Consider the following 26,786-nt stretch of genomic DNA (forward strand, 5'->3'; position numbering starts at 1 on the left):
CTCTTTCTGTTGTTTGCGATTCGATTTCAGGCGACAGCCTTCTTAAGCGACAGCCTTCGACCGCGCGGCGTCTCGGCCCTTCAGGACCTCCATCGCCGCCAGCACGCCGCCGCTGCGATGCGGCACCTTGGCCAGATCGAGCCCCATCTCGACGCCGGACAGCGTGCCCATCAGCATCAGGTCGTTGAAGTGCCCGATATGCCCGATCCGGAACACCTTGCCCTTGACCTTGTTGAGGCCGGTGCCGAGCGACATGTCGAAATTCTCCAGCACGACCTTGCGGAAATGATCGGCGTCGTGGCCGTCGGGCACCCGCACCGCGGTCAGCGCCGGCGAGTGGGCGCCCTGCTCCTGGCACTGCGTCTCGAGCCCCCAGACCTTGATCGCCGCGCGCGTCGCCTCGCTGTGGCGCTTGTGGCGGGCGAAGACGTTCTCGAGGCCCTCCTCCTCCAGCATCTTCACGGCCTCGCGCAGGCCGAACAGCAGGTTGGTGGCGGGCGTATACGGCCAGGTGCCGGCCTTGTTGATGTTGATGACTTCCTGCCAGTCCCAGTAGGAACGCATGCCCGGATTGGCCTTGGCCACGGCGAGCGCCTTCTCCGACACCGCGTTGAAGCCGAGGCCGGGCGGCAGCATCAGCCCCTTCTGGGAGCCGGCGATGGAGACGTCGATGCCCCAGGCATCATGCTCATATTCCAGCGAGCCGAGGCCGGAGATGGTGTCGACCATCAAGAGCGCCGGATGCTTCAGCGTGTCGAGGATCTTGCGGACGTCGCGCGGATAGGTGACGCAGGCGGTTCGAGGTCTCGTTATGGACCACGCAGACCGCCTTGATCTTGTGCGCCTTGTCGGCGGACAGTCTGGCCTCGATCTGCTCGAGGTCGGCGCCGTGGCGCCAGTCGCCCGCGATGAAATCGACGTCGAGCTTGAACTTGTCGGCGATGCCATGCCACAGCACGGCGAACTGCCCGGTCTCGCACATCAGGACCTTGTCGCCGGGCTGCAGCGTGTTGACGATCGCGGCCTCCCAGGCACCGGTCCCCGACGACGGGTAGATGATCACCGGCTGCTTGGTCCGGAACACACGCTGCATCGCAGAAAGCACGGCAAAACCGATCTCGGCGAACTCGGGACCGCGATGGTCCATGGTCGGCATATCCATGGCCCGCAGCACCCGGTCCGGCACGTTGGTCGGTCCCGGAATTTGCAGAAAATGCCTTCCAGTATGCACGGTCATGAGCGTCTTTCCCGGTCTCGTCTTGGTCGTGGTGAGCCGCTCGCATATCACTATTCGCCGGGTTTGTCCTAGGCCCGGCGGGGGTCCGTCATGCATATCTGACGGCGCTCAGCCGGGCCGGCACCGCCTCATTCGGCCAAGGCTATCGAGGTTGGGGAATCGGCGCGATCATCGGCCTGGTAAACTCGTCATGCCCGGGCTTGTCCCGGGCATCCACGTCTTCGTTTCGCGGCAAAGAAAGACGTGGATGGCCGGGACAAGCCCGGCCATGACGCCGCGGAAAGGTTGGTCGATGCCAAATGCGATGGCCCTATTCATTCGGCGGCCACCACCTTGCCCGGCACCACCGATTCATTCGTCTCCTCGAACGGCCGCTCGGGGTGCATCAGGAACGCCGAGAAGCCGCCGACCAGCAGCAGTCCCATCGACATCAGGAACGGCAGGTACCAGTTTCCGGTGGCGTCGATGACGAAGCCGGCGACCAGCGGCGAGACGATGGCCGCGAAAGCCGAGCCGGTGTTCATGATCCCGGCGGCGGTGCCGGAATATTTCGCCGCGATGTCCATCGGGATCGACCACATCGGCCCGATCACGAGCTCGGCGCAGAAGAAGCCGGCCGACAGGCAGAGCGCCACCACCGTGATGTCGTGGACGAACAGGATCGGCATCAGCGACAGCAGCGCGCCGGCGAAGCCCACGACCGTCACGCTGAGTTGCGCCAGCCGTACATTCCCGGTGCGCTCGAGAATGCGGTCGGAGATGACGCCGCCGATGCTGTCGCCGACGACGCCGGCAAAGAACACGCCGGATGCGAACAGCGCCGAGTTCTTCAGATCGAGGCTGTAGTTGTTCTTGAAGAACAGCGGCAGCCAGTTGAGATAGAGCCACAGGCACCAGCCGTAGCAGAAATAGGTCAGCGTCACCGGCCACATCCGCTGCAGCAGCGGTCCCCACGGCACCTTCGGCTGCTCGCCCTGCGGACGCGGCGGCAATGTCGCAAGCTCGGCCGCGGTGATCGAGCCATGGTTCCGCGGCTCGTTGCGGAAGTACCAGACCCACGCGATGCCCCAGATCAGGCTGACGACACCGAGCACGACGAACGCGCCGCGCCAGGTCAGCCAGAGGATCAGCAGCGCGACCACCGGCGGGGTGATGGCATTGCCGAGCCGCGCGAATGAATGCGTCAGGCCTTGCGCGAAGCCGCGGCGGTTCGCCGGCGTCCAGTACTGCATCGCGCGCGTCGCGGTCGGAAACGTCGCGCCTTCGCCGAACCCCAGCGCGAAACGCGCGACAAACAGCGCGGCAAGGCCATGGACAAAGCCGGTCATGATGGTCGCCGCGGCCCAGATCATGCCGCACCAGAACAAGGTCTGGCGCGGCCCGAAGCGATCGCCGACCCAGCCGCCGATCACCTGAAACAGCAGGTACGGATAGGCGAACGCCGAGAACACCAGGCCGAGCTCGGTGTTGGACAGGCCGAGCTCCTTCTGGATCTCGCCGGCCGCGGTGCCGATGTTCACCCGATCCACATAGGTGATGAAATACATCACGCAGAGCATGGCCAACACGACATGGGTGGCCTTGAACCGAAGCCTCATATCCCCTCCCCCGCGATTTTTTGAGTTTGTTGACGCGCTGGCTGCTAGGTGCCGACGACTTTCAGATGCGGCGGTGTATTGCGCTGGTCGCGCTGTTCGAGAAGCTTCATCGCCGCCTCGACGCCGCCCGAGCGGTGCGGCACACCGGCGACCGACAATCCCATCTCGACGCCGGTCAGCGCGCCAAGCAGCGTCAGCTCGTTGCACTCGCCGAGATGACCGATGCGGAACACCTTGCCGGCTACCTTCGACAGGCCGGCACCGAGCGACATGTTGAAATTGTCGAGCACGACCTTGCGGAACTGATCGGCGTCATGGCCGGGCGGCATCATCACCGCGGTCAGCACCGGCGAGAATTCCGAGGGCTCCTGACACAGCACCTCGAGCCCCCACTGATTAACGGCGGCGCGCGTGGCGGCGGCCAGCCGCTGATGGCGGGCGAACACGTTGTCGAGCCCCTCCTCCAGCAGCATCGCGATGGCCTCGCGCAGCCCGTAGAGCAGGTTCGTCGCCGGCGTGTAGGGGAAGAAACCCTTCGCGTTCGGCTTCAGCATTTCCTCCCAGTCGAAATAGGAGCGCGGCATCTTATTGGTGCGCGACGCGGCGCGCGCCTTCTCCGAGATGGCGTTGAAGCCGAGGCCGGGCGGCAGCATGAAGCCCTTCTGCGAGCAGCTGACGCTGACGTCGACCTTCCACTCGTCGTGCCGGTAATCGACCGAGCCCAGCGAGGAGATGGTGTCGACCATCAGGAGCGCCGGATGCGCGGTGCGGTCGATGGCGGCGCGGATGTCCGCGATCCGGCTGGTCGCGCCGGTCGAGGTCTCGTTGTGGACGACCATCACCGCCTTGATGCTGTGCGCGGTGTCGGCGGCAAGCCTTGCTTCGATCTGGGCGGGGTCCGCGCCGCGGCGCCAGTCGCCGGGCATGAAATCCACATCGATGCCGAAGCGGCCCGCCATCTGCCGCCACAGTGTGGCGAAGTGGCCGGTCTCGACCATCAGGACCTTGTCGCCCGGCGACAGGGTGTTGACGATCGCGGCCTCCCAGGCGCCGGTCCCGGACGACGGGAAGATCACCACCGGCCCCCTGGTCTGAAACACCTTCTGGCTGCCCTCGAGCACGGCACGGCCGAGCGCGGCGAATTCGGCGCTGCGGTGGTCGATGACCGGCATATCCATCGCGCGAAGAATGCGATCCGGGACCGGGCTCGGCCCTGGAATTTGCAGAAAATGGCGCCCTTGATGCATGAGAACCCTCCCAATCGCCGGATTTCGGCTCCTCTACGAACTATTTTGCATTCATTTTTTGTCATTTCAATCAAATTTTGGTATTCGATCGAGAGCATCGACGCGACCGCGCTGGCAAATTATTGTTCAGAATATGAAATCCGCGATTCCCGAAGCCGGGGTTCCGATTACCCCGCCCGCCGCCGGCAATGGCAGCGACCGCCAGGAGGCCTCGCTTCACGGCGAGATCCTGCTGCGGCTCCGCGACTATGTGGTGGAGGGCAACATTCCCGAGGGCGCCCGCGTTCCCGAACGGCAGCTCTGCGAGATGCTGGGGATCTCAAGGACGCCGCTGCGCGAAGCGCTCAAGGTGCTGGCTGCCGAGGGCCTGATCGAGCTCTTGCCCAACCGCGGCGCGCGGGTGCGCCGGCTCAGCCCGCGCGACCTCGAGGAATTGTTCGACGTCATGGCCGGGCTCGAGAGCCTCGCCGGACGACTGGCATGCGAGATCATCACCGACGAGGAAATCGTCGCGATCGAGCGGCTGCATTACGAGATGTACGGCCATTATCTGCACCGCGACATGCACGGCTATTTCCAGACCAACCAGCAAATCCACGAGAGCATCGTTGCGGCCGCGCGCAACGAGACGCTGAAGGCGACCTATGCCAACTTCGCCGGCCGGATCCGCCGCGTGCGCTATTCCGCCAATTTCGCCCGCAAGCGGCAGCGCTGGGCCGAGGCGATGCGCGAGCACGAGGCGATCCTCGACGCGCTGCGCCGGCGCGCGGCAAGCGAGCTCAGCGACATCCTGTTCCAGCACCTGCGCAACAAGCGCACCGCCGCCATCGATCACCTCGCGGAGGGGCCGGACAGCGGCCTGGAGACGGCACCCCAGAACGACTAAAGGGGCCGGCACAAGGATGGTTGGAGGGCAGCCATCCTTGCCCATTATGAATTCATAATGTAATTCTCACGTCGAGAGAATGCATAATCCATGAGCAATCACCGTGGCGTCATGGATCACATCGGATATGGGATGAAGAACGCCTCCTCGCTCGAACAGCGCCTGCGGTCCGAACTGGCCGGCGACGTGTTTTTCGACGCCTTCAACCGCGGCCGCTACGCGACCGACGCCTCGTTCTACCAGATCATGCCGGCCGGCGTGGTGGTGCCGCGAACCGTCGACGAAGCGCTGCGGGCGCTTGCGATCGTCCGCGATGCCGGGCGGATCGTCACCCCGCGCGGCGGCGGCACCTCGCAATGCGGCCAGACCGTCAATGACGGCATCGTCGTCGACCTGTCCAAGCATCTGAACCGGATCCTCTCGCTCGACGTCGAGAATCGGACCTGCGTGGTCGAGCCCGGCATCGTGCTCGACGACCTCAACCGCCAACTCAGGAAGCACGGGCTGTGGTTTCCGGTCGACGTCTCGACCGCATCGCGCGCCACGATCGGCGGTATGGCCGGTAACAATTCCTGCGGCGGCCGCTCGCTGCGCTACGGCACGATGCGCGACAACACGCTGTCGATGGATGCCGCGCTGGCCGACGGCACGCTGCTGCATTTCGGCGAGGTGCCGCGCGACCTGACGCGGGTCAATTCGTCCGACAGCGGACTGAAGCTGTTTCGCGACATGCTCGATCTCGGCGAGCGCGAGGCGCTCGAGATCGCGGACAAATTCCCCAAGGTGCAGCGCCGCGTCGGCGGCTATAATCTCGACGCGCTGGTGCCGCGCAACGCGCCGAACAACCTGGCGCATCTTTTGGTCGGCTCGGAAGGGACGCTCGCCTTCACGACACAGGTCGAGCTGAAGCTGTGGCCTGTGATCCGCAACAAGGCGCTCGGCGTCTGCCATTTCGGCAGCTTCTACGAGGCGATGGACGCGGCCCAGCATCTGGTCAAGTTGCGGCCCATTGCCGTGGAGCTCGTCGACCGCACCATGATCGCGCTCGGCCGCGAGATCGCGATGTTCCAGCCGATCATCTCGGCTGCGGTGCGCGGCGATCCGGACGCCATCCTGGTGGTCGAGTTCGCCGAAGAGGACCAGGCCGACAACCTCGCCCGCCTCAAGCAACTCGGCGAGCTGATGGCCGACCTCGGCTTCGGCTGGGACAAGCCGCAGCGCAAATGGGGCGGCGTGGTCGAGATCATCGAGCCCGCGCTGCAGACCGGCATCGCCGATTTCCGCGCCGCCGGCCTCAACGTCATGATGTCGATGAAGCAGGAGGGCAAGCCGGTCTCGTTCGTCGAGGATTGCGCGGTGCCGCTGCCGCATCTCGCCGACTACACCGAGCGGCTCAATGCCGTGTTCGCGAGGCACGGCACCCGCGGCACGATGTATGCGCATGCCTCCGAAGGCTGCCTGCATGTGCGCCCGGTGCTCGATCTCAAGCTCGAGAAGGACGTCAAGGCCATGCGCGCCATTGCCGAGGAAGCCTTCGCGATGGTGCGCGAATACAAGGGCTCGCATTCCGGCGAGCACGGCGACGGCCTGGTGCGCTCGGAATTCCACGAGGCGATGTTCGGGCAGCGCATCGTGGCCGATTTCCGCGAGGTCAAGCAGCGCTTCGATCCAACCAACACGCTCAACCCGGGCAAGATCGTCGATCCGCCTGCCATGGACGACCGCTCGCTGTTCCGCTTCGCGCCGGATTATCGCGTCGGCGAATTGAAGACGGTGCTGGACTGGTCGGCCTATCCAGGCGCCGGCGGCGGCTTCCAGGGCGCCGTCGAGATGTGCAACAACAACGGCGCCTGCCGGAAGCTCGAAGGCGGCGTGATGTGCCCGTCCTATCGTGCGACGCGCAACGAGAAGGACGTCACCCGCGGCCGCGCCAATACGCTGCGGCTGGCGATCTCGGGCCAGCTCGGGCCGGATGCGCTCGCCTCCGACGAGATGATGGACACGCTGAAGCTCTGCGTCTCCTGCAAGGCCTGCCGCCATGAGTGCCCGACCGGCGTCGACATGGCCAAGATGAAGATCGAGGTGCTGGCCGCGCGCGCCGCGACGCACGGCCTGTCGCTGCGCGACCGGCTGGTCGGCTATCTGCCGCGCTATGTCGATCTCGCCTCGCGCTTCGCGCCGATCGCGAACTGGCGCAACCGCAGCCCGCTGCTGCGCGCGCTGTTCGAGAAACTCGCCGGCATCAGCGCCAGGCGCGCGTTGCCGGAATTTCGCCGCGACACGTTCCGGCCCGACGCCGAGGTGCTGGGTCCGGCGGATGGCCGCGAAGTGGTGCTGTTCGCCGATACGTTTAACCGCGGCTATGAGCGGGAAAATCTCGACGCCGCGATCGAGGTGCTTGTCGCCGGTGGCTATCGCGTGCATCTGCCGAGGCCATCGGACGGCGCACGGCCGCCATGCTGCGGGCGGACGTTCCTGTCGGCCGGACTGGTGGAGCAGGCCCGCGCCGAGCTCGACCGGCTGGTTGCGACCTACGTCCCGTTCGCGGCCCGCGGCGTGCCGATCATTGGTCTCGAGCCAAGCTGCCTGCTGACCCTGCGCGACGAGCTGCTGTCGCTGCGTACGGATGAGGCTGCCAAGACCGTCAGTGCGCACGCGCTGCTGTTCGAGGAATTTCTGGTGCGCGAGGCGGAGTCCGGGCGCCTCGCCTTGCCGCTCGGCGCGGTCGCCGGCAAGGCCGTCGTGCACGGCCATTGCCACCAAAAGTCCTTCGGCGCGTTCAAGCCGGTGGAGAAGGTGCTGCGCCTGGTGCCGGGCCTCGACGTCAAGACCATCGAGTTCGAGCTGCTGCGGCATGGCCGGCGCGTTCGGCTACGGTGCCGACACCTATCAGGCCTCGATCGAGATGGCCGAATTGTCACTGCTGCCGGCTGTCAGAGGCGCCGATCAGGACACGCTGATCGTGGCCGACGGCACCTCATGCCGGCACCAGATCAAGGACGGCAGCGGGCGCACGCCGCTGCATGTCGCCAGCGTATTGGCGATAAGCCTGAAACGTGCGAAATCGAATTCCGACAGATTATTATCGACAAAGGAAGAGGCCCATGGCTGAGCTCACTCTCGAAATTGCCCGCAAGATTCTGGATGCCGCGCTGGCCAAGGGGGTCGAGAAGAAGTTCAAGCCGCTGGTCGTCACCATCCTCGACGCGCGCGGCGCGGTGAAGGTGACGGCGGCACAGGACGGCACCAGCCTGATGCGGGCCGAGATCGCCCATGGCAAGGCCTATGGCGCGCTGGCGCTCGGGATGGGATCGCGGGCGCTGTTTCAGCGTGCGCAGGAGCAGGCCTATTTCGTCGACGCCGTGAACACGCTGGCGCAGGGCCGGATGGTGCCGGTCCCCGGCGGCGTCCTGATCATGGACGGCGCGACCCTGCTCGGCGCCGTCGGGGTCAGCGGCGACACCTCGGACAATGACGAGATCTGCGCCGTGGCCGGCATCGAAGCCGTCGGCCTGAAGGCCAACGCGGGCTAGAGCGCAGCCGACCTACCCGGAACGCATCGCGTGATGCGTTCCGGCTCTCCCCGCAAACGGGCCGTTGCGAGCAAGGAGCGCACGATTTCGGGATAATGGAAATAAAGCACTGATTTGCCCGACGTGTCAAGTTGCCTTGTCGAACGCCGGCCGCCGTCGGCTCCTTTGCATGGGGTTGTTTTTCGATATTTGATAGTGCGCCCCTGCGGCGGCCGCATGCGGGCGAGGTGAAGCGGCACGATGATGCTTCAGCGGCCGGTCCAGGTCGGCTTGCGCTTCTCGCCGAAGGCCTTGAGGCCTTCCTTGGCGTCCTCGGTCATCGCGAGCAGCGCGATCTGGCTTTCGGTGTAGGCGATGCTTTCATCGAACGACATCGAGGCGATCGCCCGCATCGCGTATTTGCCGCGACGGATCGCCGTCGGCGACTTGTCGACGATGCGCCCGATCAGCCAATCGACCTTGGCGTCGAGCTCGGCCGCCGGCACCACATAGTTGAGCAGACCCGCAGCCAGCGCGGCCCTGGCGTCGAACGGCTCGCCGGTCAGCGCCCATTCGTTGACGAGGCGCGGCGGCGCAATCGATTGCAGCAGGCTCAGCACCTGCATCGGGAACACGCCGACCTTCACCTCGGGCAGGCCGAAGATCACGCCATCGCCGGCGACCGCCATGTCGGTCATGCACAACAGCCCCATGCCGCCGGCCATGCAGACGCCGCCGACCCGCGCGATCGCGGGCTTGGTCGCGTTCTGCGACAGCCGCAGCAGGTCGGCATAGTCGACATTAGGGCGCGAGAAATCCATCGAGAACGCCGCGCCGCTGTTCTGCAGATCGGCGCCGGCGCAGAACGCCTTGTCGCCCGCGCCCGTCAGCACGATGACGCGGACGTCCTTGTCGTCATGCGCCTCGCGATAGCCCTTGGCGATACCCGCGATCACAGCGGCATTGAGCGCGTTGCGCTTGTCCGGGCGGTTGATGGTGATCCAGAACGCCTGCCCGCGCTTTTCGAGAAGAACGCTGTTGTCGGTCATGTTTCCTGCCTGTTTTCTTGCCCGTGTGCCGTTGTCAGCCGACATTTGCGGCAGGATCGGCGCCGACTGCAAGCAGGATTTATGCGGCGGTCGATGCCTTCCGGATCCAGACCTTGTTGTCGTGGAACGCGGCGCCGCCGAGTGGTGCGACGGCCTCCGCCCCGGTCAGCATGTTGATGCCGCGCCCGCCGATATGGGACTTGTTCGGATGGATCGACTCGGCGATCAGCACGCCGCGGCGAACGCCGTCGAACAGTTTTGCGGTCAGCGTGGTCTCGCCGCGCATGTTGCCGAGCGTCACCGCGTCGCCATCGGCGATCAAGAGATCAGCCGCATCGTCGGGATGGATCATCACGGTCGGCGCGCCCTCGCGGGCCTGCGACGACGGCGTTTCGTTGAAGCTGGTGTTGAGGAAGCTGCGGGACGGCGAGGTCGCGAGCCGGAACGGATGCTGCGCATCCGCCTCCTCGATGATGGTCCAGTGGTCGGGCAGCGAGGGCATCTTGTCCCATGCGCCCATCAGCCCGCCGGTGCCGACGGGCACCTTGCCCCAATCGACCTTGAAGTGGAACTTCTTGTCGGCATGGGCAAAGCCGTCGAGATAATGCGAGGTGCGGAAATCAGGCTGCAGATCGCGCCACAGCTCGGCTTCGAGCGTGTCGATGTCGCCGTGGCCACTCTTCTTCAGCGTCGCATCGATCAGCTGGCGCGGCGTCATGTCGAAACCGGGATGCACGGCATTGAGCCGGCGGCCGAGCCCCTGCATCACCTCGTGATTGGAACGGCACTCGCCGGGCGGATCGATCAGCTTCGGGCCGACCGAGATGTGCTGATGACCGCCGCCGTAATAGAGGTCGTCGTGCTCCATGAACATGGTCGCCGGCAGCACGATATCGGCCATCTGCGCCGTCTCGGTCATGAACTGCTCGTGCACCGCGACGAACAGATCCTCGCGGGCAAAGCCCTGGCGCACCAGCGCCTGCTCGGGCGCCACCGCCATTGGGTTGGTGTTCTGGATCAGCATCGCCTTGACCGGCCCGCCGCCGCGCAGCGCTTCGGGATCGCCGGTGAGGATGCGGCCGATCTTGGACTGATCGAGCACCCGCGTCGAGGGATCGATCGCGTCGTGGCCTTCGATGATCGACTCGTCGAAACGCCAGATTGCGGCGTTGTTGAAGAACGCGCCGCCGCCCTCATATTGCCAGGCACCGGTGACCGCGGGGATGCACGAGGCAGCGTGCATCTGGGCGGCACCGTTGCGGCTACGAGTGAACCCGTAGCCAAGACGGAAGAACGAGCGCTTGGTCGTCCCGACCAGCCGCGCGAACGCCTCGATCTCGTCGACCGGCACGCCCGAGATCGCTGAAGCCCATTCCGGCGTGCGCGTCTTCAGATGCGCCTCCAACTCGTCCGGGCAGTCGGTATAGTGCGCAAGATAATCGCGATCGGCAAATCCCTCGCGGAACAGCACATTCATCACAGCGCAGGCGAACGCGCCGTCCGTCCCCGGCCGCAGCAGGATCTTGATGTCGGCCTGCTTCATGGTCTCGTTGTTGTAGACGTCGACCGCCGCGATCTTCGCGCCGCGCTCCTTGCGCGCGCGGGATGCATGCGTCATCACATTGACCTGGGTGTTCACCGGATTGGTGCCCCAGATCACGACGAGGTCGGAGACACCCATCTCGCGGGGATCGACGCCGGCGATCTTGCCGGTCCCGGCGGCAAAGCCGATGCGCGCGATGGTTGCGCAGATCGTGCCGTAGAAGCGCGAATACTTCTTCACATGCGACAGCCGGTTGAGACCGTCGCGCATCACCAGCCCCATGGTGCCGGCGTAGTAATAGGGCCAGACCGACTCGGCGCCGAACTCCCGCTCGGCCGCGTCGAAGCGCGCCGCGATCTCGTCCAGCGCCTCGTCCCATGAGATCCGCGCGAACTGGCCGGAGCCCTTCGGGCCCGTCCGGCGCAGCGGATACATCAGCCGTTCGGCATGGTGAATCCGCTCGGCATAACGCGCAACCTTGGCGCAGACCACGCCGGCCGTATAGGTCTGCTGCTTGGAGCCGCGAACCCTCCCGATCGAGCGCCCCTCGATCACCTCGACGTCGAGCGCACATGCCGAGGGGCAGTCGTGCGGACAGGTGGAATGGCGGATGTCGACCTTGCCATGCTGGTTCATGGTGAAATTGGTAACATCAAATGCCCCCTCCGCCGAGGGGCATTATCGACCCAGCCGGCGCGAAATCCGGGCACGTGCCATGCGGCAGGCGCCCGGACGGGCAGCAATTGGCCTGAGCCGTGCCATCAGACGCGGAAGATGCGGGTGTAGTGCGATTTGATCGATTCCCCTTCCCGCTCCACCGCCACCGGATCGTCCTTCATCGTATTGATGTCCTTTAGCGGCCTGCGTCCAGCCTTCTCCTTGGCCTGCGCGTGGACCGATCTGAGGCCGCCGATCTCGACATTGAGCTGCTGGCCCTCACGCCCGAGCGCGAAGGACTGGAACAGCCTGGCGGCATTCGGATGCGGACAGTCCTTGAAGATCCCGTTGGGGCCGACAATGATCGGCGACCCCTCGGTGGCGTAGACCGGCTCGACCGGGCGGCCGGCCTCCTTCATCTGGAAGATGTTGTATTCGTTGCCGTCGGCCATCACCGCACGCTCGCCGAGATCGAGCTTCTTGGGTGGATCCGTCGAGGACTGCACCTGCATGATGTTCTGCTTGGCGAGCTTCTCGAAGAAGCTCCAGCCGAGATCGCGCTGCATCTGATAGGTCGCGGTCATGATGGTGCCGCTATAGCCGGGATGCGCCTTGACGATCTTGCCCTTCCATTTCGGATCGAGCAGATCGGCAAAGCTCTGGGGCGCCTCCTCGGCCTTCACGAGATTGGTATTGTAGGCAATGATCGACAACCAGACCCGGAAGCTTGCGAATTGCCCGTCCGCGTCGCGATGCTCCTCGGGGTAGTATTTCGCGACCTCCTCCGGAACATAGGGCGCGAGAATGCCGTCGCGCTTCCACACGATGAAATGCGCGGCGTCGGAGGAATTGACGACGTCGACGGCATGAATGTTGCTGGAATATTCCTGGCCGACCCGCTGGAACACGCGCTCGGCGCCGGTGCGTTCGACGCGCACGGTGATATCGGGATATTTCGCTTCAAATGCCCTTGCCAGCTTCTCGGCAACCGGCAGATCGGTCGACGTGTAGTAGACGACCTGCCCCTCTTTCTTCGCCGCTTCGATCAACGTCGGCGTCACCGGTTCCGCAGGTGGCGCGGCGGCCATCACGCGCGTTGAAAGGGCGGCCCCGGCCAGCACCGTGCCCGAGCCCTTCAGCATGTCGCGGCGCGATAGCCCAGGATGTTTCCTCATATGATTCCCCGCACGCGATGGCGAAGTTTGAGTACACCGTCCTCCCGCTCTTATTCCGATGCGCGAAAACGGAGTTTGTCGTCGACAGAGGCTTCAGGTTGCAGCTAGACTTCTGATCAAGAAACAAGACTAAAGTTGGGGGATTCAGTCAATGGCGAGCCTGCGATACGCCTTGGTGTTTGTCGCGGCGTTGGTGACCGTGTCCATGTCAGGCTCATATGCTGACGCCGAAGACTATCCCGCGCGGCCGGTCAGGATCATCGTTCCCTTCGGTCCCGGCGGTCCGGCCGACGTCGTCGCGCGACAGATCGGCAGCATTTTGCAGGAAAGCCTCGGCCAGCCCTTCGTGGTGGAAAACCGCACCGGCGCCGGCGGCGTGATCGGCACGCTCGAGGTCGCAAAGGCACCGGCCGATGGCTACACCCTCCTGATGATGTCGAACACCCAGACCGCGAACGAATCTCTGGTACCGCAGCGCAAATATGAGCTGATGCGCGACCTGACGCCGATCGCGTCGTTGAACACTTCGGATCTCGTGATCGTGGTCCACCCCGCCGTGCAGGCAAAGACCTTGCAGGAGTTCATCGCCCTCGCAAAGGCCCGGCCCGGCAAGCTGAACTATGCGTCGTCAGGTCAGGGCACGCCGTATCACATGGCGGGCGAGCTGTTCAAAGCCATGGCCGGGATCGACGTCGTGCACGTGCCCTACCGCAACAGCGGCGAAGCCCGCGGCGGCGTCATCGGTGGCCAGGTCCAGATGATGATTGATGCCGTTCCCGCGATGGCGCCGAACGTCGCCGAAAACCAGGTACGAGCGCTCGCAACGACCGGCAAGATTCGTTCGACAGCGCTGCCCAACGTTCCGACGGTGATCGAGGCGGGCGTGTCCGGCTATGAGGCAACGATCTGGCTCGGCCTGATGGCTCCGGCGGGCACGCCGAAGCCGATCGTCGACAAGCTCAACGCGGCGGTGAATGCGGCGATCAGGCGGCCGGAGGTCGAGAAGCTCTGGGCCGCGCAGGGCGCGGTGCCGATGACCATGACGCCGGAGGCGTTCGGCGCATTCCTGCGCGCCGATATCGTGAAGTGGGCAGGCGTCGTCAAAAGGCTGGACAAGCCCCAGTAAGCGCGCAGCGGCAAAGACCGCGAGCGAAGGAACAGTGCACATGAAGACGTTGAACATCCTGAGCGGCGGTGCGGCGCAGGGCCTTGTGCGCAGCCTCGCGCCAGCATTTGAAGCTGAAACCGGCCTCGGCATTGCCGGCGATTTTGGCGCGGTCGGCGCCATGGCCGACAGATTGCGCGCCGGCGTACCGACCGACATCGTCATCCTGACCGCCGCTCTGATCGCGAAGCTCGCCGACGAAGGGCTGGTCTTGCGCAGCTCGATCACGGACATCGGCCGGGTTGAAACCGCCCTCGCAGTTCGGGCCGGCGATCGGTTGGTCAGCGCCGACGACGCGGTCAGCCTGCGTGCGGCGTTGCTCGCGTCGGACGCGATCTTCGTGCCCGACACGAAGGCATCGACGGCCGGAATTCATGTCGCCAAGGTGCTCGCGCAGCTCGACATCGCTGATGTCGTCGCCGACCGGTTGAGAATCTTTCCGAACGGCGCGACGGCCATGCGACATCTGGCCGAATCCGGAGACCAGCGGCCGATCGGCTGCACACAATCGACCGAGATCATCAGCACCAAGGGCGTCGTGCTGTCGGGTACCTTGCCGCCAGAATGCGGGCTAGCCACCATGTACACGGCCGCCGTTGCGACTCAGGCATCGTCGGCATCGCAGGCGCAACGCCTGATCGCGCTACTGACATCGCCGGAGGCGTCTGCGCTCCGCAGCCAGGCTGGCTTCGTTTCCGACGCAACCTAGCGCGCCAGCTGCGTGAGACCGGTCGGCGGTCCATCGACCGCGGTCCAGCCGCCGTCGACGAACAGCGTGCTGCCGCTGACATAGCTCGCCGCGTCCGATGCAAGGTAGGCGACGGCGGTCGCGACCTCGTCGGCGCTGCTCCAGCGATTGAACACCGTATGACCGGCATAGAGGTTGTAGATATCGGGCCGCTGCTTGAACGGACCGGTCAATGCGGTCTCCGAGATGCTCGGCGCGATCGCATTGACGCGAACGCCGGATCGCCCGACCTCGGACGCGAAGCCCTTGACCAGAAGGCCGATCGCCGCCTTGGTCGATCCATAGACTGCAAGCCCCGGCTCGATGGTCACGGCACGCACCGAGGAACATGCAATCAGGCTGCCGCTCTGTTGCTTGACCATGATGCGGCCGAACGCCTGGAAGAACCAGACCGTGCCCTTGACGTTGAGGTTGATGACCCGGTCGAGATCCTCCTCGGTGTAGTCGAGGATGGTCTTGCGGATATTCAGTCCCGGCGTCGTCACCGCGATGTCGATCCGCGTGAATTCCGCCAGCGCCCTCGCCGCCAGCGCCTCGACGTCGGCACGATCGGCCGCATCGCAGCTGGCTGACGTTGCCGATCCGCCCTGCTGCCGGATTGCAGCGGCCGTTGCCTCCGCGCCTTCCTGTGCGCGATCGGCGCAGAGCACGCGCGCGCCGAGCGAGGCCAGCGCTTCGGCCGAGGATTTGCCGATTCCTGAGGCCGCTCCCAGCACGACGGCGGTCTTGCCGGTGAGATCGAATAGCTTGCGATAGTCGGTCACGTGAATCCTCCCTTCGGCGACGCATGCCGGAATGCAACACTTTCCCGATTTGCTTCAGGTTCGACACCGAGGGCAAGCGCCATCTTGCACAAGCGTGGCAAACGCGTCAGCATTGTGGGCAGAAGCGCGCCTGCGCCAGCTCCGTCAAGAAAGGGCACCCGTCGTGAGGATCATTGACCTGAGCCGAGAGCTCTATCACCGCACGCCGAGCTATCCCGGCCATCCGCCCATCATGCACGGGATGTGGAAGAACCACGAGGAAGCCCTGGCGGAATCGAGAAACGTCTATGGTCTGGCATCGATGTTCATCTCGATGCCTGACCACGGCGGAACCCACATCGACGCGCCCCGGCATTTCGGCCCCAGCGGCATACCGATCAATGAATATCCGCTGGAAAAGTGCATTGTACCGGGCATCTGTCTCGACCTTCGCCACATTGCGCCGCGTGCCGAGATCACCCCTTCCGACCTCGAAACTGCCGTGACGAACGCCGGACGGCCAATCCCGATGGGTGGCACCGTCCTGCTCTGCACCGGCCACCATGCCCGGACGTTTCCACGCAAGGAATATGCGACCGACAATTGTGGCGTGAATGTCGCGGCGACCGAATGGCTGGCGCAACAAGGCATCGTTCATTTCGGTATCGACTCGATGCGCCCAGGTCCCGACAGCGACGAGAACCTGCTCGTTCACAAGGCCTGCCTCAATCTCGACATCACCCACATCGAAAGCCTGTGCAATCTGGAAGCGCTGCTCGGCCAGGGGCAGTTCACCTTCATCGGTCTGCCGATGAAATGGCGCGACGGGACGGCGTCACCGATCCGCGCCGTAGCGGTATTCGAACTCTAAGATTCGTAATGCGGGGGCATATCCGATGACAGGCAGATCAGCCCCTCCCTCGCGTCGTTCGATTCTGAAAGCCTGCAGCGCACTTGCGATCGCTGGTCTCGCCGGGCAGGCCAAGGCCGCCGGCTACCCGGAACGCCCGATCAAGATCATCGTGCCGTTTGCGCCGGGTGGACCGACCGACATCATGGCCCGCATCCTCGGCACCCATCTTGGCGAAGCGCTCGGCGGCACCATCGTGGTTGAGAACCGCCCCGGTGGCGGTGGCAATATCGGGATCGGCATTGCCGCACATGCCGAACCCGACGGCTATACGCTCCTGATCACGTCGAGCGCCTATGTCGTCAATCCCGGCCTCTACGCCAAGATCCCGTACGATCCGGTCAGCGACTTCGCGCCGATTGCCGAGCTTGACACGTCACCGAACGTGATCCTGGTCAATCCGAAGCTCGGGATCAATTCAATCGCCGAGCTGATCGCACGCGCCAAGGCTAACCCGGACGAACTGAACTATGCCAGCCCAGGCCTCGGGACGACGCCACATCTCGCCGGCGAGCTGTTCAAGATCATGGGTCAGATCCAGATGACACATGTGCCGTTCTCGGGCGCCGGTCCCGCCATCCAGGCGATCCTGAGCGGAACGACCCAAGTCGCCTTTGCGGCGCTTCCGCCTGCCCATCCGCACATCGAGTCAGGGGCGTTGAAAGCATTGGCCGTCACCGGAACCCATCGATGGTTCGATTTGCCTGATGTGCCGACCATGATCGAGCTCGGCTACAGGGATTTCGTCTCCGACACCTTTCAGGGTTTTCTCGCGCCTGCGAATACGCCCTCCTCCGTTGTCGCGTTGCTGTCGGCGAAATCGATCGAGATTTTGAAGACGCCGAAGATCGCGGAACAGCTGCGCAACGACGGCTTCGAGGTGCTTGCGAACGGGCCCGATGGCATGCGCAGGCGTATTGCAGACGAAGTGCCGAAATGGCGCGGCATCATCGCAAAGGCGGGGATCAAGCCGGTCTGAGCAGATCAACATTGCGCGACACGCACAGCGTGTGATCTTGCGACCATTAGCCAGCATCCCTAGGCTCCCCGTCCATAACAAAACAACCAGGGAGGCGATCGTCATGACCACAAGGCGGGATTTCCTGAAAGCAGGAGCAACGGCGACGGCAGGCATCGTGTTCTGCGGCTGCGGGCTCGTCCACAACGCAAATGCGCAGCAATCGCGCCAGCAATTGCCGGTCACGGTCAACGGCAAACGTGTCAAGACGATCGACATTCACGCGCACTGCCATTTCCGCGAGGCGGGCGCGCTGCTCGGCGTGGACGCCGGAAAATATCAACTGCCGCCGGTCAACGGCGCCTCCGAGGCCTTTGTCGAGATCGACAAGCGGCTGGCTGCGATGGACGCGCAGGCCGTCGATATGGAGGTGCTTTCGATCAATCCATTCTGGTACGACCGCGAACGCGACCTTGCCGCGCAGATCGTGAAAATCCAGAATGAAAAGCTCGCCGAGCTCTGTGCCTCGAAGCCCGACCGGTTCGCGGCTTTCGCCTCGCTGACGCTGCAGGCACCGGACCTTGCGGTGCAGGAGCTGGAGACGGCGGTGAAAAGGCAGGGGCTGAAGGGCGCGGCGATCGGCGGTGTCGTCGATGGCGTCGAATTCTCAAATCCGAAGTTTCATCCAATATGGGCCAAGGCCGAGGAACTCGGCGTTCCCCTGTTCATCCATCCGCAGGGCGTGCCCGAGCTCAACAAGCGGCTCTCCGGCAATGGGTGGCTCGGCAACACGATCGGCAATCCGCTCGAGACGACGATCGCACTCTCCCATTTGATCTTCGAGGGCACGCTCGATCGCTTCCCGGGGCTGAAAATCATCGCCGCACATGGCGGCGGTTATCTCGGCTCGTACGCCGACCGCTCGGACCATGCCTGTCTGGTTGGACCCAAGGGATGCAGTCCGGAGATCAAGCTCCAGAAGGCGCCGGCGGAGTATCTGAAGCAGATTTATTTCGACTCTCTGATCTTCACGCCGGAGGCGATCAGGCACCTCGTCGCCCAGGTTGGCGCCGGTCAGATCGTGCTGGGAAGCGACTATCCCTATCCATGGCAACTGGCACCGGTCGACCACATCTTCGCCTCGTCGTCGCTGAGCGACGATGACAAAGCCAATATTCTCGGGCGGACCGCAGCAAAGCTGCTTGGCGTAGCCGCGTGAGGACGGCTTGCTGCTGGACAAGCGGCTGTCGTCGCGCCTTGCCGCGCAACGACAGCATCAACGATCAGTAGGCCTTCACCGTCCGGATCTCGCTGCCCGGCCGAATCGTTGGTGCCACCCGCGCGATATTGGGTATCGGATCAGTGTAGACGGTGTCGGTTCCGACGAACTCGGCTTGCGCCGCGTCCGATATCCATCTGACCGCCGCCGGACGACTGACCAGCATCCCGATCAACGCAACGACGACGAGCAACGGCAACGCGACAAGCTTGATGCTGAAGCTTTGGTAATTGTGCTGTGGGTCCTGCCGTCGCTTGTCGAAAGAGCTCTGCATGGATTCGACCATATTGTGCTCCCCTGACGCGTCACTTACCGCAGCGCACGCAAGGCCGATGTGAATGGCTTCACAGGCCTTGTTCAGCTCACCGTTTCGTGAAATGCGCGACCGACCGGGCAGCCGGCGCGACTACTCGCCGTCGTTCGCGCCGGCGTCGACCAGTTCCTGGAGCGTCTCGGGCTTCAGCACGACGATCGCGCCATGCTCGAGCCTGACCCAACCGCGTATCGCCCACGCGCGGAGCTGCTTGTTGATGCTCTCGCGCGTCATCCCGACCATCTCGCTGATCTCCTGCTGGGTGATCGAGATGGTGCGTCCTTGCGGCTTGTGCTTGTCGCTCAGGCGCAGCAGCGCGCTGGCCAAACGGCCGGGCAAGTTCTGCAGGATGACCTGCTCGACCTGATCGCTGGTCCGGCGCAGTCTTTCACAAAGCAGCTCGATGAACTTCATCGCAAGCGTCGGCTGGCTGCGCACGAACGGAATGAACTCGCGCCGGTCAATGACGAACAGCTCGCAATTGGTGTTGGCGGTGGCATCGGCCGTCCGCGACAAGCCGTCGAGCAGCGCGATCTCGCCGAATATCTCTCCGGCCTCGATCAGGTTCAAAATCGCGTTGCGACCATCCGGCGACGAGATGCTGATCTTGACCGTGCCCGAGATCACCGCAATCAGGCTGGTGCCCGGATCGCCCTTGGAAAAGATCGTCGTGCCCCGCTTCAGCGTGGTGTGCTTGGCGTAGCGGCAGAGCTGATCGAATGCCTCGGGCTCGAGATCGGCGAAATAGGGATGCTTGCGCAACACCGACAGCTTGTTGTTCGAAAACAACGGCGCGCCGGAAGTTCGTTCTATGGGCGACGCACCGGTCATCGTGATCCAGACTGATTGTGTTGCGTTCAATCGGCCCGCCAGCACAGCGGACGCCGACAAAGCCATCGATCAATGAAAGCAGACGGAAGTATAGCCCCCCGGGGGCCTACAGCAACAAAAGGTCCGAGCCGGCGCAATGGGATAGAAGGCATCCAAGGTACAATTTGGAATAAATCTGCGTCGATGCAACGCTCAATTGCAGCTGCGGGCTGCCCTTGATCTGACATACCCGGCCGATCCGCGACAATCTCGCCTGGTGGATCCGTCTGTACGAGAGGTCAACGCGGCCAACTCACAGCAGCTTGCCGTCTGGCCCAAAGAACGGATGCGGCCCATCAAACTGGCCGATCGGGACCTGGTGCGTGACCAATTGTCCAAAATCCGGCCCGGGAAACCACGTGTGCAAGTGAAACGCCGGCGGTTCCACCTTGAACGATGGTTCGCGGAGTTGTCCGAGGTCCAGGTCAACCGCATGGTTCGGCGCGGGGCACAATGTTACGGGAATCCCGGCGAAGGAGGTCAGCATGGCACGATGGACATGCCCGCAGCCGATCAAACGCGCCCGCGGGTGACGCCTGATGATTGCTGCCAGTTCTGCGGCATTGAAAAGATCCTGGCGGTCCATGTGCCAGATACCGCCCTTGAACGGCGGGTGATGCAGGAAAAGCAGCGCGGGCCGGTCTGCTGCCGCCAGTGTCGCGTCCAGCCATTGCAGTGTCGACGGTTCGAGCATGCCATGAGGCTTCCCGGCAACGCTTGAGTCAAGCAGCAGCAGATCGAGGCCATTCACCTCGATCTGCTGGTCCAGCGGGCCTGTCGCGTGAACATAGGGTGCGGCAGGAAACGCGGCGCGCATCCACGCACGCGAGTCGTGATTGCCGGGAATTCCGGCAAACGGAACGCGCAGCGGCGCGAGCAGTCGTTTGAGATAGTCGTATTCCTCGACCGACGGCGTATCGACAAGGTCACCCGAGATGACGACGAAATCGGGCGCCGGCTCGAATGCGCCGAGCGCGGCCACGCAGCGTTCAAGCGCCTTCGCGGTATCGACCCGGCCATAGGCCAACGCTCCCGGCGGCTTGATGTGGAGGTCGGAAATCTGGGCGATGAGGACCGGTTTCGACGGCATCGATCAATCTCGTGGTTCGGAGGGAAGCAGACGGACAGCGTCGGGCGCAATCGAAAGCCCGACACGATCGCCGATCCTGGCTTGAATCGTGTTGGGAGCGTCGACATTGAGCGGCTTGCTCGATGCATCACTCACGACGAGCCGCTGCCGGTCGCCGATGAAGCTGACGGAATCGACGAGTTCCCGAGAGTATCCCCTCGCCCGCCTCCGTCACGCGAATGGTTTCGGGGCGGATCATGACGGTCGCGTTCGCGGTCGTCGCGCCACCCTCGATCGGCAGTCGCCCGCCGGGCAGGATCAACACGCCGTTCTCGATCGGAGCCTCGACAATGTTCGCCGCTCCGATGAACTCCGCCACGAACCGGTCCTTCGGCGCGAAGTAGACCTCGCGCGGCGTGCCGATCTGGGCGATTGCGCCTTTCCGCATCACGACAATCCGGTCGCCCAATTCCATGGCTTCGGCCTGATCGTGGGTGACATAGATCGTCGTGATCCCAAGCGCGCGCAACAGCCGGTTGAGCTCGCCGCGCAGCCGGTCCCGCAGCGCGGCGTCGAGCGCGGTCAAGGGCTCGTCGAGCAGCAAGATGCCGGGCCGGATCGCGACGGCGCGCGCCAGTGCGACGCGCTGACGCTGGCCGCCCGAAAGCTGGTCGATGCGGCGAATTCTCCAATCCCGTGATGTTCGTCAGAGCGACCAGCTCGGCGACGCGCGCGGCACGCTCGCCCCTGGCAACACCGCGGATCTTCAGCCCGTAGGCGATATTGTCCGCCACCGTCATGTTGGGGAACAGGGCGTAGGACTGGAACACCATCCCGACATTGCGCCGCTCGATCGGGACCGAGGTCATGTCCTTGCCGTCGAACAGGACCTTGCCGCCGACATCCGGCAGCTCGAGCCCTGCGATGATGCGCAGCATCGTGGTCTTGCCGCAGCCGGACGGCCCAAGCAGCACCAGCGTCTCGCCACGCGCAATGTCGAGGGTTGCGGGATCGAGCGCGCGCGTGCCGTCGGCAAAGGTCTTGCCGCACGCCTCGATCCGCACCGCTGCGCCATGCCCGGCCGTGCTCATCGCTTGTGATCCCTGTCGGCCAGCAGCTGCATCGCGACCAGCAGCGGAATGATCATCACGAAGAAGATCAACGTATAGGCCGACGCCACCTCGAGCCGCATCGAGGCGTAGCTGTCGGCGAGCCCGATCGGCAGTGTCTTCGTCAACGGCGTATGCAGCATCCAGGTCAGGTTGAATTCGCCGAGCGACAGCGTGACCACCATCAACGCGCCGGCGAGAATTCCCGGCAGTGCGTTCGGCACGATGACGTCGCGGAAGCGTCGCCATGGCGACGCCCCCAGCGAAGCCGCCCCCTCATCCAGCGTCTTGATGTCCACGGTCGCGAACACCGCCATCACCGACCGCACCATGAACGGCATGGTGAAGATCACGTGTCCGACCAGGATGAACAGCCAGGAACGGCGAAAGTCGCCCAAGCTGCCATAGGCGAGCAGCAATGCAAGCGCAACCGCAAGCCCGGGGATCGCCAAGGGCAACGTGATGATCTCCTCGACGATGCGCGCAAGCCGGCCTCCCCGCGCATGCAGCGCGTAGGCTGCGGGAACACCGGCAAGCAGCGTGACGGCAAGGGTCGCGAATGCGATCACGAAAGAGAGCAGGATGGTGCCGGCATCGAGCTCCCAGACCTGCGCGACCCATTGCAGGGTCACGCCGGATTGGATGCCTCGGAAATAATTCACGGTGACGCCGGCGGAGATCGACAGCCCCGCGGGGACCACCAGGAAGGCGGCAACGAGCAGCGTGAAGATGAACTGGCCGGTGAAGATCATGCGATCGCGCATGCGTTCACCCGGCCGCCGCGACCGCGCCGCCGCTGAACGAGCGGGCGAGCGCGAGGATGAGCCAGGTGATCAGGCCAAGTCCCACCGACAGGGCGGCCGAGGTCGCGAAATTGGCGGCCAGCGTGAACTCGGTATAGATCAGCATCGGCAGCACATCGATATTCGTCGCCAGCGTAAACGCAGTCCCGAAGGCCCCCATAGCGGTCGCAAATGCGATCGCGCCGGACGCAACGAAGGCCGGCGCCAGCGCGGGCAGCACGACGTCACGCTGGACCGCCCAGGGGCTGGCGCCGAGCGAACGCGCGGCTTCCTCCAGACCGACATCGAGCTTTTGCACGGCCGCCATGATGGTCAGGATCACGCGCGGGATCGAGAAGTCGAGATAGCCGAGGAACAGCCCGTAGATCGAATAGGCGAACACGAACTTCTCGCCGAAGATCCGGTTCGACAGGTCGCCGATCAGGCCCTGCCGCCCGGCCAGCAGAATGATCATGAAGCCGATCACCACGCCGGGAAACGCCAGCGGAAAGGTCAGCATCGCGATCAGCACGGCTCGCCCGGGAAAGCGGTGCCGCTGCAGAAACATTCCGGCTATCGTCGCCACGATCAGCGTGACGACCGTCGTTGCCGCCGCCAGGAGCACGGTATTGATCAGCGTCGCGCGATAACGAACTTCGGTCAGGATGGCGAGATATCCGGCGAGCCCGTGCGGTCCTTCGGCACCCGCAACCACCAGCCGTGCCATCGGCAGCAGGAAGAATGCCGTGGTCACGACCGCGAGCGGCAGCAGGCAGAGCCAAACGAAGGATTTTTGCGACATCGGAAGAATGGTGCCCCGGCGAAGGGCACCATATTGCCTCAGCGAACCTCGGCGAGATAGCGGTCGACGAAGGCTTTTTGCACGTTTTCCATCTCGCCCCAGTCGACGCTCTTGGCGCGGGCGTAGTCGCTGTCGGGGAGGAATTTCCCCTTCACGGAAGCCGGCAGCTCGATCGGACGGGCCGGACGCAGATAGGCATTGGTCCAGATCGCCTGCCCTTTGTCGGACAAGAGATAGTCCATCACCTTCTTGGCCTTCTCCTTGTCGGGCGCGTTCTTTACGAGACCAACGACATAGGGAAACACCACCGATCCCTCGCAGGGAATCACAAACTCGAAGTTACCCTTCTCCGAATATTTCGCGCGATAGGCATTGAAGTCGTAGTCGAACAGGATCGGCATCTCACCGGAGACGACGCGGGCATACGACGTCTGCTTGGGTACGATCGGATCGTTCTTGCGCAGCTCCTTGAAGAAGCCGATCGCCGGATCGAAGTTGCCTGGCGAGCCGCCGAGCGCCAGATTGACGGCGACCGCGCCGACATAGCCGACCGCCGCCGACGACGGATCGAGATAGCCGACCATCCCCTTGTAGTCGGGCTTCAGGAGATCCTTCCAGCAGGCCGGCACCGGCTTGCCGCCAAGCGCATCCTTGTTCACGAACAGGCCGAGCGTGCCGGAGTGGATCGTGGTCCAGTAGCCATCCGCGTCCTTGAGGCCGGCCGGGACTTGATCCCAATGCGCCGGCTTGTAGGGCTCGAGCGCATCCTGGGCCTTGGCCTTCATGCCGAAGGTCACGCCGAAATAGCCGATATCGCCGACCGGATTGCTCTTCTCGGCCAGGACCTGGGCCAGTGCCTGACCCGAATTCTTGTTGTCGTGCGGGATATCGTAGTTGAGGTCCGCCTTGATCGCCTTCAGCATCGACGCCCAATCCGCCCATTCCGGCGGGCAATTGTAGCAGATCACGTCGGCCGCCCTGGCGGATTGCCACGGCGCGATCAGCATCAGCGCCAGCAACGCAAGGACAAGGCGGACGGTCTTCATGGGAGGCTCCAGTCTGGGAGAGAATGCAATGAGGATTTCAACATCAACCGGGGGACCAAGTATAGGCCGCGTATGAATGTTTTGCGACGCGCTTGCTGCCGTGCAGCAAATGCAACGGCCCCGATGCCGACCATCGGGTGCTCGCGGCAACCACTGGTTTCGCGCTAGGCTGACGGCCGAAAGAGGAAGCCCATGTACCAGCCGCCCGGCGTCAACACATCGCCTGATCTGCCCGTTCCCGGCCTGATGAAGGCCTGGGTCCTTGGTGACCCCGGCCAGCTCCTGCTTCGCGAAAAGCCAACGCCGGTCCCTTCGCGTGCCGAGGTGCTGGTGCGCATCGACGCGGTTGCGATCTGCACCACCGATCTCGAAATCATCCATGCCGGGTCGCCGGCAAGCGTTCAGGGCGGCCTGCCCTTCAACAAGAACTTCACGCCGGGCCACGAATACATGGGCACGGTCGCCGCACTCGGGCCGGACGTTGACGAATTCAGGATCGGTGATCGGGTCAGCGTCGAAATCCACGCCGGCTGCGGTCAATGCAAACGCTGCCGCCAGGGCATGTACACGTCCTGTCTCAACTATGGAAAGCCGGAGAAGGGCCACCGCGCCAATGGTTTTACGACCGACGGCGGATTCGCGGAGTACGCAGTCAACCACATCAATACGCTGGCGCGCGTACCGGATAGCATGAGCGACGCGGAGGCGACGCTCGTGGTGACCGCGGGCACGTCGATGTACGGCTTGACGGAATTGGGAGGATTGGTGGCCGGCGAGAGCGTCGTGGTGATCGGCCCGGGGCCGATCGGACTTCTCGCAGTTGCTGTGGCCAAGGCTCTTGGCGCAAGTCCGGTGATTCTGACCGGCACGCGCAACAAGCGGCTGGCGATCGGCCAGGAACTGGGGGCCGACCGCGTCATCAACATCAACGACGAAGACGCCGTTGAGGTCGTGAAGCAACTAACAGAGGGAGTCGGCGCGGACTATGTCGTCGAATGTGCCGGCACCGAAGCGACACTCAACCAGGCCATTCACATGACCAATCGTGGCGGCAAGATTTGTCTGGCGGCCTTCCCGCACGAGGCCGCGACGCTGGACATCGCGCATCTCGTGCGAAACAACATCTACGCTTACGGGATCCGCGGCGAGGGCCGCAGCGCCACTCGCCGCGCCATGGAATTGATGGCGGCGAAGCGGTTCGACGCGACGAGGATCCACACGCATACGTTTCCGCTGGAAGACCTGCCGACGGCGCTCAGATATGCACGGGATCGCGTGGATGATGCGATCAAGGTCGTCGTCACCACTCGCAAGGCCGGCGCGATCGCGCGCGCTGCGGAGTAAGGTCCGTTCGCGCCGGCGGGAGACCGGACAGCCCGCTCACACCGAACAATATCGCTCCTTGATCTCGTCGTCGGCCAGCAGTGCCTGCGCCGACGCCTGGTGCACCACCGCCCCCTGATCAAGGACGTAGGCACGATCGGCGATGCCAAGCGCGAGCTCGAACGTTCTGCTCAACCAGCAGCACCGTCGTTCCCTGCGCCTTCATGTTGCGAAATAGCTCGAACATCTCGTCGACCAGGACCGGCATGATGCCCTCCGAAGGCTCATCCAGCATGATCAGGTCGGGCTTTGCGATCATCGCCCGCGCGATCGCCAGCATCTGCTGCTCGCCGCCGGACATCGTGACCGCCTCCTGGTCCATGCGCTCGGCCAGCCGTGGGAATATCACCGCGATCTCGTCGATCAGCTCGGCTTCCCGCTTCTTCGCCGGCGACGCCACCAGCCCGAGCCGCAAATTTTCCCGGACCGACAATCCCTGCACAATCCGCCGCTCTTCGGGAACATAGGCAAGTCCCAGCGCGAAGCGCACATGCGCCGGCCGGCTCAGCAGCTCCTTGCCCTTGAAGGTGACCGAGCCGCGCGTTCGTCCCATCAACCCCATGATCGATTTCAGCGTCGTCGTCTTGCCGGCTCCATTGCGACCGATCAGGCAGACGATCTCGCCTTTGGTCACTTCGAGAGTTATGTCCTGCAGCGCGTGACTTGCGCCGTACCAGGCATTGAGCTTGCCGATCTGCAGCATTC

The 26,786-nt window shown here is 64.1% G+C and carries 21 protein-coding genes and 4 pseudogenes; 10 read left to right on the forward strand and 15 right to left on the reverse strand.

Annotation, left to right across the window (positions count from 1 at the left end; genetic code table 11):
• Positions 1–42: 42 nt before the first annotated feature.
• From ACSKB9_RS10275 to ACSKB9_RS10285, 3 genes and pseudogenes are all read right to left on the reverse strand, one after another.
• Positions 43–1,237, reverse strand: a pseudogene (locus ACSKB9_RS10275) (pyridoxal-phosphate-dependent aminotransferase family protein).
• 314 nt (positions 1,238–1,551) lie between these two features.
• Complete coding sequence (locus ACSKB9_RS10280) at positions 1,552–2,835, reverse strand: MFS transporter (protein WP_438072918.1); 1,284 nt, start codon at positions 2,833–2,835, stop codon at positions 1,552–1,554.
• Between the two features lie 44 nt (positions 2,836–2,879).
• A complete protein-coding gene (locus tag ACSKB9_RS10285) occupies positions 2,880–4,082 on the reverse strand; it encodes a pyridoxal-phosphate-dependent aminotransferase family protein (RefSeq protein WP_438072920.1) in 1,203 nt (400 codons plus the stop codon).
• Between the two features lie 133 nt (positions 4,083–4,215).
• Between ACSKB9_RS10285 and ACSKB9_RS10290 the strand changes: the two genes are divergently transcribed.
• From ACSKB9_RS10290 to ACSKB9_RS10300, 3 genes and pseudogenes are all read left to right on the forward strand, one after another.
• Complete coding sequence (locus tag ACSKB9_RS10290) at positions 4,216–4,968, forward strand: GntR family transcriptional regulator (protein WP_438072922.1); 753 nt, start codon at positions 4,216–4,218, stop codon at positions 4,966–4,968.
• 132 nt (positions 4,969–5,100) lie between these two features.
• Positions 5,101–8,080: pseudogene (locus ACSKB9_RS10295) on the forward strand (FAD-binding and (Fe-S)-binding domain-containing protein).
• On the forward strand, positions 8,073–8,501 hold the full coding sequence (locus tag ACSKB9_RS10300; RefSeq protein ID WP_438072924.1) for a GlcG/HbpS family heme-binding protein: 429 nt from the start codon (positions 8,073–8,075) through the stop codon (positions 8,499–8,501). Before ACSKB9_RS10295 ends, ACSKB9_RS10300 begins: the two are co-directional and overlap by 8 nt.
• 248 nt (positions 8,502–8,749) lie before the next feature.
• On the opposite strand, the gene ACSKB9_RS10305 is transcribed toward ACSKB9_RS10300, so the two are convergent.
• The 3 genes from ACSKB9_RS10305 to ACSKB9_RS10315 all read right to left on the reverse strand — a co-directional run bounded on the left by ACSKB9_RS10305 (position 8,750) and on the right by ACSKB9_RS10315 (position 12,904).
• Positions 8,750–9,529 (reverse strand): enoyl-CoA hydratase/isomerase family protein, encoded by a 780-nt coding sequence (locus ACSKB9_RS10305; protein WP_438072926.1) that lies wholly within the window; start codon positions 9,527–9,529, stop codon positions 8,750–8,752.
• 79 nt (positions 9,530–9,608) lie between these two features.
• Complete coding sequence (locus tag ACSKB9_RS10310; RefSeq protein WP_438072928.1) at positions 9,609–11,708, reverse strand: molybdopterin oxidoreductase family protein; 2,100 nt, start codon at positions 11,706–11,708, stop codon at positions 9,609–9,611.
• Between the two features lie 125 nt (positions 11,709–11,833).
• Positions 11,834–12,904 (reverse strand): ABC transporter substrate-binding protein, encoded by a 1,071-nt coding sequence (locus ACSKB9_RS10315; RefSeq protein WP_438072930.1) that lies wholly within the window; start codon positions 12,902–12,904, stop codon positions 11,834–11,836.
• 205 nt (positions 12,905–13,109) lie between these two features.
• Between ACSKB9_RS10315 and ACSKB9_RS10320 the strand changes: the two genes are divergently transcribed.
• Together ACSKB9_RS10320 and ACSKB9_RS10325 are read left to right on the forward strand one after the other, a co-directional pair.
• Positions 13,110–14,030, forward strand: a complete 921-nt coding sequence (locus ACSKB9_RS10320; protein WP_438072932.1) for a tripartite tricarboxylate transporter substrate binding protein — start codon at positions 13,110–13,112, stop codon at positions 14,028–14,030.
• A 40-nt stretch (positions 14,031–14,070) separates the two neighbouring features.
• The gene (locus tag ACSKB9_RS10325) at positions 14,071–14,778 is read left to right on the forward strand and encodes a molybdate ABC transporter substrate-binding protein (RefSeq protein ID WP_438072934.1); all 708 of its coding nucleotides are present in this window, start codon (positions 14,071–14,073) and stop codon (positions 14,776–14,778) included.
• On the opposite strand, the gene ACSKB9_RS10330 is transcribed toward ACSKB9_RS10325, so the two are convergent.
• A complete protein-coding gene (locus tag ACSKB9_RS10330) occupies positions 14,775–15,581 on the reverse strand; it encodes an SDR family NAD(P)-dependent oxidoreductase (RefSeq protein ID WP_438072935.1) in 807 nt (268 codons plus the stop codon). The two genes, ACSKB9_RS10325 and ACSKB9_RS10330, sit on opposite strands and share 4 nt — an antisense overlap.
• Before the next feature lie 163 nt (positions 15,582–15,744).
• Here ACSKB9_RS10330 and ACSKB9_RS10335 point away from each other — a divergent pair, with 163 nt between their 5' ends.
• The 3 genes from ACSKB9_RS10335 to ACSKB9_RS10345 all read left to right on the forward strand — a co-directional run bounded on the left by ACSKB9_RS10335 (position 15,745) and on the right by ACSKB9_RS10345 (position 18,647).
• Positions 15,745–16,431 (forward strand): cyclase family protein, encoded by a 687-nt coding sequence (locus tag ACSKB9_RS10335; protein WP_438072937.1) that lies wholly within the window; start codon positions 15,745–15,747, stop codon positions 16,429–16,431.
• A 25-nt stretch (positions 16,432–16,456) separates the two neighbouring features.
• On the forward strand, positions 16,457–17,449 hold the full coding sequence (locus ACSKB9_RS10340; RefSeq protein ID WP_438072939.1) for a Bug family tripartite tricarboxylate transporter substrate binding protein: 993 nt from the start codon (positions 16,457–16,459) through the stop codon (positions 17,447–17,449).
• Between the two features lie 103 nt (positions 17,450–17,552).
• Positions 17,553–18,647, forward strand: coding sequence for an amidohydrolase family protein (locus ACSKB9_RS10345; RefSeq protein ID WP_438072941.1), 1,095 nt, complete (start codon positions 17,553–17,555; stop codon positions 18,645–18,647).
• 64 nt (positions 18,648–18,711) lie between these two features.
• Here ACSKB9_RS10345 and ACSKB9_RS10350 read toward each other — a convergent pair whose 3' ends face one another.
• Together ACSKB9_RS10350 and ACSKB9_RS10355 are read right to left on the reverse strand one after the other, a co-directional pair.
• Complete coding sequence (locus tag ACSKB9_RS10350; RefSeq protein ID WP_438072942.1) at positions 18,712–18,993, reverse strand: hypothetical protein; 282 nt, start codon at positions 18,991–18,993, stop codon at positions 18,712–18,714.
• 120 nt (positions 18,994–19,113) lie between these two features.
• Entirely contained in the window at positions 19,114–19,785 is a 672-nt protein-coding gene (locus ACSKB9_RS10355; protein WP_229188843.1) for a Crp/Fnr family transcriptional regulator, read from the reverse strand.
• Between ACSKB9_RS10355 and ACSKB9_RS10360 the strand changes: the two genes are divergently transcribed.
• Entirely contained in the window at positions 19,775–19,927 is a 153-nt protein-coding gene (locus tag ACSKB9_RS10360; protein ID WP_225645868.1) for a hypothetical protein, read from the forward strand. The genes ACSKB9_RS10355 and ACSKB9_RS10360 overlap by 11 nt on opposite strands.
• A gap of 216 nt (positions 19,928–20,143) precedes the next feature.
• On the opposite strand, the gene ACSKB9_RS10365 is transcribed toward ACSKB9_RS10360, so the two are convergent.
• The 5 genes and pseudogenes from ACSKB9_RS10365 to ACSKB9_RS10385 all read right to left on the reverse strand — a co-directional run bounded on the left by ACSKB9_RS10365 (position 20,144) and on the right by ACSKB9_RS10385 (position 24,698).
• Positions 20,144–20,980: a phosphodiesterase gene (locus ACSKB9_RS10365; RefSeq protein ID WP_438072945.1), complete on the reverse strand. Its 837-nt coding sequence runs from the start codon at positions 20,978–20,980 to the stop codon at positions 20,144–20,146.
• 3 nt (positions 20,981–20,983) lie between these two features.
• Positions 20,984–22,050, reverse strand: a pseudogene (locus ACSKB9_RS10370) (ABC transporter ATP-binding protein).
• Positions 22,047–22,832: an ABC transporter permease gene (locus ACSKB9_RS10375; protein ID WP_438072947.1), complete on the reverse strand. Its 786-nt coding sequence runs from the start codon at positions 22,830–22,832 to the stop codon at positions 22,047–22,049. Before ACSKB9_RS10375 ends, ACSKB9_RS10370 begins: the two are co-directional and overlap by 4 nt.
• A gap of 4 nt (positions 22,833–22,836) precedes the next feature.
• Positions 22,837–23,652: an ABC transporter permease gene (locus tag ACSKB9_RS10380; protein WP_438072949.1), complete on the reverse strand. Its 816-nt coding sequence runs from the start codon at positions 23,650–23,652 to the stop codon at positions 22,837–22,839.
• Positions 23,653–23,690: 38 nt separating this feature from the next.
• A complete protein-coding gene (locus ACSKB9_RS10385; protein ID WP_438072951.1) occupies positions 23,691–24,698 on the reverse strand; it encodes an ABC transporter substrate-binding protein in 1,008 nt (335 codons plus the stop codon).
• A gap of 246 nt (positions 24,699–24,944) precedes the next feature.
• On the opposite strand from ACSKB9_RS10385, the gene ACSKB9_RS10390 reads away from it, so the two are divergent.
• Entirely contained in the window at positions 24,945–26,042 is a 1,098-nt protein-coding gene (locus ACSKB9_RS10390) for a zinc-dependent alcohol dehydrogenase (RefSeq protein WP_438072953.1), read from the forward strand.
• Between the two features lie 36 nt (positions 26,043–26,078).
• Here ACSKB9_RS10390 and ACSKB9_RS10395 read toward each other — a convergent pair.
• Positions 26,079–26,784 (reverse strand): annotated as a pseudogene (locus tag ACSKB9_RS10395) (ABC transporter ATP-binding protein).
• Positions 26,785–26,786 lie beyond the last annotated feature (2 nt).

The sequence above is a fragment of the Bradyrhizobium sp. BR 1433 genome, from assembly GCF_051547665.1.
Lineage (GTDB): Bacteria > Pseudomonadota > Alphaproteobacteria > Rhizobiales > Xanthobacteraceae > Bradyrhizobium > Bradyrhizobium australafricanum.

What these genes read in the sequence shown, in the direction of transcription:
- ACSKB9_RS10385 (WP_438072951.1), bottom strand. Translation starts at nt 24,698, where the DNA reads ATGAAGACCGTCCGCCTTGTCCTTGCGTTGCTGGCGCTGATGCTGATC.
- ACSKB9_RS10280 (WP_438072918.1), bottom strand. Translation starts at nt 2,835, where the DNA reads ATGAGGCTTCGGTTCAAGGCCACCCATGTCGTGTTGGCCATGCTCTGC.
- ACSKB9_RS10300 (WP_438072924.1), top strand. Translation starts at nt 8,073, where the DNA reads ATGGCTGAGCTCACTCTCGAAATTGCCCGCAAGATTCTGGATGCCGCG.
- ACSKB9_RS10390 (WP_438072953.1), top strand. Translation starts at nt 24,945, where the DNA reads ATGAAGGCCTGGGTCCTTGGTGACCCCGGCCAGCTCCTGCTTCGCGAA.
- ACSKB9_RS10375 (WP_438072947.1), bottom strand. Translation starts at nt 22,832, where the DNA reads ATGCGCGATCGCATGATCTTCACCGGCCAGTTCATCTTCACGCTGCTC.
- ACSKB9_RS10290 (WP_438072922.1), top strand. Translation starts at nt 4,216, where the DNA reads ATGAAATCCGCGATTCCCGAAGCCGGGGTTCCGATTACCCCGCCCGCC.
- ACSKB9_RS10345 (WP_438072941.1), top strand. Translation starts at nt 17,553, where the DNA reads ATGACCACAAGGCGGGATTTCCTGAAAGCAGGAGCAACGGCGACGGCA.
- ACSKB9_RS10320 (WP_438072932.1), top strand. Translation starts at nt 13,110, where the DNA reads ATGTCAGGCTCATATGCTGACGCCGAAGACTATCCCGCGCGGCCGGTC.
- ACSKB9_RS10315 (WP_438072930.1), bottom strand. Translation starts at nt 12,904, where the DNA reads ATGAGGAAACATCCTGGGCTATCGCGCCGCGACATGCTGAAGGGCTCG.
- ACSKB9_RS10365 (WP_438072945.1), bottom strand. Translation starts at nt 20,980, where the DNA reads ATGCCGTCGAAACCGGTCCTCATCGCCCAGATTTCCGACCTCCACATC.
- ACSKB9_RS10310 (WP_438072928.1), bottom strand. Translation starts at nt 11,708, where the DNA reads ATGAACCAGCATGGCAAGGTCGACATCCGCCATTCCACCTGTCCGCAC.
- ACSKB9_RS10305 (WP_438072926.1), bottom strand. Translation starts at nt 9,529, where the DNA reads ATGACCGACAACAGCGTTCTTCTCGAAAAGCGCGGGCAGGCGTTCTGG.
- ACSKB9_RS10285 (WP_438072920.1), bottom strand. Translation starts at nt 4,082, where the DNA reads ATGCATCAAGGGCGCCATTTTCTGCAAATTCCAGGGCCGAGCCCGGTC.
- ACSKB9_RS10340 (WP_438072939.1), top strand. Translation starts at nt 16,457, where the DNA reads ATGACAGGCAGATCAGCCCCTCCCTCGCGTCGTTCGATTCTGAAAGCC.
- ACSKB9_RS10350 (WP_438072942.1), bottom strand. Translation starts at nt 18,993, where the DNA reads ATGGTCGAATCCATGCAGAGCTCTTTCGACAAGCGACGGCAGGACCCA.
- ACSKB9_RS10325 (WP_438072934.1), top strand. Translation starts at nt 14,071, where the DNA reads ATGAAGACGTTGAACATCCTGAGCGGCGGTGCGGCGCAGGGCCTTGTG.
- ACSKB9_RS10380 (WP_438072949.1), bottom strand. Translation starts at nt 23,652, where the DNA reads ATGTCGCAAAAATCCTTCGTTTGGCTCTGCCTGCTGCCGCTCGCGGTC.